Raw genomic sequence first — 4396 nt, 5'->3', positions numbered from 1 at the left:
CTTTTCGACCCTCCTCTTGATAAGTTAGCATAACTGTCTTATTTTTTAAAAAAAAGAGTTACTTTTGGTACTGTTTAAAAACAAAAAAAGCTATCTAATCGGGTTTGGCGACCCATATGATTTGATAGCTAATTATATATTTTCTCTATGGCAAATTTACTACAAAAAAGGGAATCCTCAAAGGGCACTCTTAAAAAAAAGCAATGGTCTAAGTACGTCAGTAAGGGGATAGCCTTATCTCTGATGCATTTCAATTCAAAGTCAAAGCTTTTCAAATCTTATAAGAATAGTACTTACTGTGCAGAAACACTTCTAACTAATGAAGTGGGTAAAATACATACAACTTATTGTAAGAATCGTTGGTGTTTGACGTGCAACCGTATTAAGACAGCAAGGCTTATTAATGCCTATTTGCCTCAATTAGAAGAATTATTTCAACCTGTATTTGTTACTCTTACACTTCCTACAGTATCAGGGGAAGATCTTTCTATTCGTATTGCTGAAATGGAAAAAGAATGGAGAGCAATTTATAAGAATACAAAACAAGGAAAATATAAAAAAACATATCAAATATTCAAGGGTATTCGAAAGGCTGAATGTACCATTCGTCCAGGGGGGTTATATCACTATCATTTTCATTTTATTATAGATGGATGGGCAGAGGGTGAATGGTTAATAGGTCAGTGGTTAAAGCGTTTTCCTCACGCAAATAGACTTGCTCAAGACATTCGATTTGCAGATGAGTTCTCATTTAAAGAGCTTTTTAAGTACGCTTTTAAAGCTGAAGTAAAAAGTAGTTCTAAAACTAATGCAGAGCGTTATGATTTGGTGTTTAATGCCCTAAAAGGTAAACGTACTTATCAAGCATTTGGAGGTATTAAAGCGATAGAAGAAGAATTTGACGAGGATGATTTAGAGGGAGGGATTGTACTTGAGGGAATGGCAAATCGCATTTTCAAATGGTGTACTGATGATTGGTATGATAAGGCAGATGGAAATGCTCTTGTAGGACTTAAAATTCCTGAGAAAGTTAAAAAATTAACTAATTATCCAAAGTAATATTTTTTACAAATAATTGATTTTATTTTTTTCATATTTTTATTTATGTTAATTTTAGTGAATAATAATTAATTTTAATTTATATGAAAAAAGTATTATTTAGTTTATTTGGTGTTTTTATGTTTATTTCTTGTTCTTCTGATAATGAAGAAAAATCAACTGAAGTTGATAACTTAAAATTAAGCTATCAAAACTTTGATTATATTGGAGTTGATCATAATAATATTTTAGGTTCTGCAGTAAATGCTTTGGATAATGAATTTAAAAATAATAATATAGATATAGATATGGGACTTAAAATAGTATCTGATATTATTGTTGATGAATTAGATGTTATTTATAAAAACGATGTAAAAAATGATAATCGAAATGTAAAATATATAAATAACAATTATAGTTCAAGAAGTGTTTTAGATAATGAAGATTATAATAAAAATATTCATTCTATTGAAAGTGGAATGAATATAGCTCTTAATTATAGTAAATTAAGTATTAAAGAAGAAAACATTAAATTTTATGAAGCTATAGGTGAAGATGTAAAAGAAATAGATATTGAACTTATAAATTATCTTGATAAGTTAGATGTTATTTTAAAAGTTGATGAAGAATTAAGTATTATGAATTTAAAGATGGATGAATTGATTTCGGAGGTTGAAAATTCTAAATTAAGTGATAAAAATAAGATGATATTTTATTCAACTATTGCGGTAGCTAAACATTCTGTGATGTTTTGGAAGGAGTATTTTAAAGATAATAAAAATGCATATTCAGTAAGAAAAAAAGATGGATTATCTATAGGAACAAGAGGGTTATGGAGTTATGTAAAAGGTTGTTGGCAGGCTGATGCAGCAGGTGCTGTAGCAGGTGCTGTAAGAGGTGGTATTGCAGGAGGTTTAACACCTATGGGAGTAGTTGGATTTGCTGCAGGAGGATCAGCAGCATATCATGTTAATCAATTATTTTAGTTTAAAATGAAAAATAGATTTTTACGAATATTGATTTCTTTTGTTATTTTTTCTATAATGTGTTCTACTTTTTTAGAAGTAAAAAGCTTAAAAGGTTTAATAGCTATTATTATAGGATTTATAGTTATATTAATATTAGAATATCTTTTTACAAAAAAGATTATTAGTAAAAAATAAAAAATATAAAATATAAAATATAAAAGCCCGGGCGAAATGCTCGGGCTTTTTTTTGTTTCGTTATCAAATTTCGGCGCTTATAGGGTTGCTCCTCAGCATTGCCCTACTCCCTCCTCATTGATAAAGCAAACGTACAAATAAGGGGCGTAATATGCAAGTGTCAAAGCTGAATTTGAGCAATAAAGTGTATCTTCGTTGTGGATTTATGGTGTGTATATGCGTGTAGTGAGGTCGAGATATGTTTTCTTCCGTACAAAATAGTCCGCTACGCTCCCTATTTTATACTTCAGATAACCCTCTCGCCCTCCCGAAGGTCGGGGGTAAAAATCGCCCTACGGTTGATTTTTTTGAAGAGTCTTTTTAAAAGAAAAAAGCATGGATGAACTAGACAAAATGAACAGAACCGAACGAATAGAAATTCGCTGTGATGTCTTCCAAAAGGAAGTCATCAAGATGAAAGCCAAAGAGAGCAATATGTCTGTATCAGAATATATGCTCTATTGTGGTTTAGGTAGGCAACTACCCAAGCCGATGAGCGAGGGAGAACTTGAAGCGTTCAAAGAGCTTCGACAGTTTCAAACCAACTTTGCAAGGATATCGAACTTCATAAAAAAGTACGATGATGATAATATCAAAAGAGAGATAAGAGAACTACTCGAGCAGACTAAGAAAATCAAAATATTGAAGTAATGATAAGTTTAGCCAAAGCAACCAAAGGAAGTACCCAAGCAATTGACTATATCATGAACGATAAAGGGCAAGCCTTTGAGCTTGACCGCAATTTAGTAATGGGTGAAAATGGAAAAGATATCTTATCAGAGTTCCGAGAGGTTCAGAGTTTAAATACCCGTTGTGAGAACAACACGTACACTATTGTTTTATCTCCAGACGCTGCACAAGTGAAATTTTCTAGAGATGAATTACTTCAGCTTACAAGAGATCATCTGAAGAACTTAGGACTTGAAAACAATCAATACATAGCCTATGTACACAATTCAACCGATGAACAGCATGTGCACATTATTGCCAATCGAATTAGCTTAGAGGGCAAAGCTCATAGCGATAGTATGATACACAAGAAAGCTCACGAGAGTGCTGAAAAGCTTGCAAAAGAAAGGGGGTTATATACTGCGGTTGAAGTAAAGCAGATGAAAAAGGACATGACTAAAGACCTCAGACAAGAGATAAGCAAAGCATATACCCAGTGCAAAAACAAGGCTATTTCAATAGACCACTTCCAAGAGCTGATGCACAATAAGGGTTATGATGTAAATCTAACAGTAAATAAGCAAGGAAATATCCAAGGCTTTCGAATATTGGAGAGACAAACAGGGCAAGACTTCAAAGCTTCAGAGATTGGAAAGAATGTAAGATTTGCAGATTTAACCAAGAAGATAGAAGAAAACAAACAGACTATACAGCAAGCAAAAGCAATACTTCAAACCCCTAAGATTGCTAATAAATTGCCACAAGAGATAATGAAACAAGTACCCCCGACTCTTAATGTAGCATTAGATATCGCTGTAAAAGTGATACAATACGCAAAAGACTTAGTACAGACATTGAGCAAAGGACACGGAATAGGATATTAAAACATACGATATGAGCGAAAAGAGAGTATCTAACGAAACGTTAGGCAAAGTAGTAGTGCAAGTGGTTAAAGATTTAGAAAAGAGTCTTAAAACGCACGAAAAGACACAAACACAACAGCAAGCTGAAGTAAAACAGATAACAGAAAGAGCAGTAATACAATTACGCCAAGAGTTGGAGCGTATAGAGCGCTTTTCAGTTGATTTAAGCCCTTTAGATAACAAGATGAAGAATTACATCAGTGAAATAGAAAGAGCTTCAGAGAAGGCAAAGAAAGAGTTTCAAACTCCTATGCTTGGAATGCGAGTAGTAGGAATATTTGCTTTTGTTTTATTAGCTGTATTAGGCTTTTCTTTTTTGATGAATAATCAAGCCAAAGAGTTGAAAAAAGAGCGAGCAGATAAAGAGCGATTTATCGAATTTATTAAGGCTGATGAAAAGAGAATAAAAGAGTTTAACGAGTGGGCGAAGCAATAGAACTTGTTTTGTTCGGAAAATGCTAAAAAAACCTACAAGCTTTTTGCGGAAGCAAAAAGACCTTTGAGCGATACTTTTCGACCCTCCTCTTGATAAGTTAGCATAACTGTCTTATTTTTTAAAAAAAA

At 32.8% G+C, this 4396-nt stretch carries 5 protein-coding genes; all 5 read left to right on the top strand.

The window, feature by feature from the left end; all coding sequences use genetic code 11:
- The first annotated feature begins 243 nt into the window (after nt 1–243).
- The 5 genes from AABL85_RS17265 (at nt 244) to AABL85_RS17245 (ending at nt 4268) form a co-directional block, all read left to right on the top strand.
- Complete coding sequence (locus tag AABL85_RS17265; protein ID WP_341311012.1) at nt 244–1059, top strand: protein rep; 816 nt, start codon at nt 244–246, stop codon at nt 1057–1059.
- Nucleotides 1060–1142: 83 nt separating this feature from the next.
- Complete coding sequence (locus tag AABL85_RS17260) at nt 1143–2024, top strand: hypothetical protein (protein WP_341311011.1); 882 nt, start codon at nt 1143–1145, stop codon at nt 2022–2024.
- Between the two features lie 552 nt (nt 2025–2576).
- Complete coding sequence (locus AABL85_RS17255; RefSeq protein ID WP_286435690.1) at nt 2577–2891, top strand: plasmid mobilization protein; 315 nt, start codon at nt 2577–2579, stop codon at nt 2889–2891.
- Nucleotides 2891–3793, top strand: a complete 903-nt coding sequence (locus AABL85_RS17250) for a relaxase/mobilization nuclease domain-containing protein (protein WP_341311010.1) — start codon at nt 2891–2893, stop codon at nt 3791–3793. The genes AABL85_RS17255 and AABL85_RS17250 overlap by 1 nt, the downstream gene beginning before the upstream one ends.
- A 10-nt stretch (nt 3794–3803) precedes the next feature.
- On the top strand, nt 3804–4268 hold the full coding sequence (locus AABL85_RS17245) for a hypothetical protein (RefSeq protein ID WP_341311009.1): 465 nt from the start codon (nt 3804–3806) through the stop codon (nt 4266–4268).
- Nucleotides 4269–4396: the final 128 nt, after the last annotated feature.

It is taken from the genome of Myroides odoratimimus (genome assembly GCF_038039805.1).
GTDB classification, from domain to species: Bacteria; Bacteroidota; Bacteroidia; order Flavobacteriales; family Flavobacteriaceae; genus Flavobacterium; species Flavobacterium odoratimimum_B.
Note: the sequence above shows the minus strand (reverse complement) of the source record. Positions and strands in the feature narration are given on the sequence as shown.

Coding starts and splice junctions, on each gene's coding strand:
- AABL85_RS17250 (WP_341311010.1), top strand. CDS start 2,891: ATGATAAGTTTAGCCAAAGCAACCAAAGGAAGTACCCAAGCAATTGAC.
- AABL85_RS17245 (WP_341311009.1), top strand. CDS start 3,804: ATGAGCGAAAAGAGAGTATCTAACGAAACGTTAGGCAAAGTAGTAGTG.
- AABL85_RS17265 (WP_341311012.1), top strand. CDS start 244: ATGCATTTCAATTCAAAGTCAAAGCTTTTCAAATCTTATAAGAATAGT.
- AABL85_RS17255 (WP_286435690.1), top strand. CDS start 2,577: ATGGATGAACTAGACAAAATGAACAGAACCGAACGAATAGAAATTCGC.
- AABL85_RS17260 (WP_341311011.1), top strand. CDS start 1,143: ATGAAAAAAGTATTATTTAGTTTATTTGGTGTTTTTATGTTTATTTCT.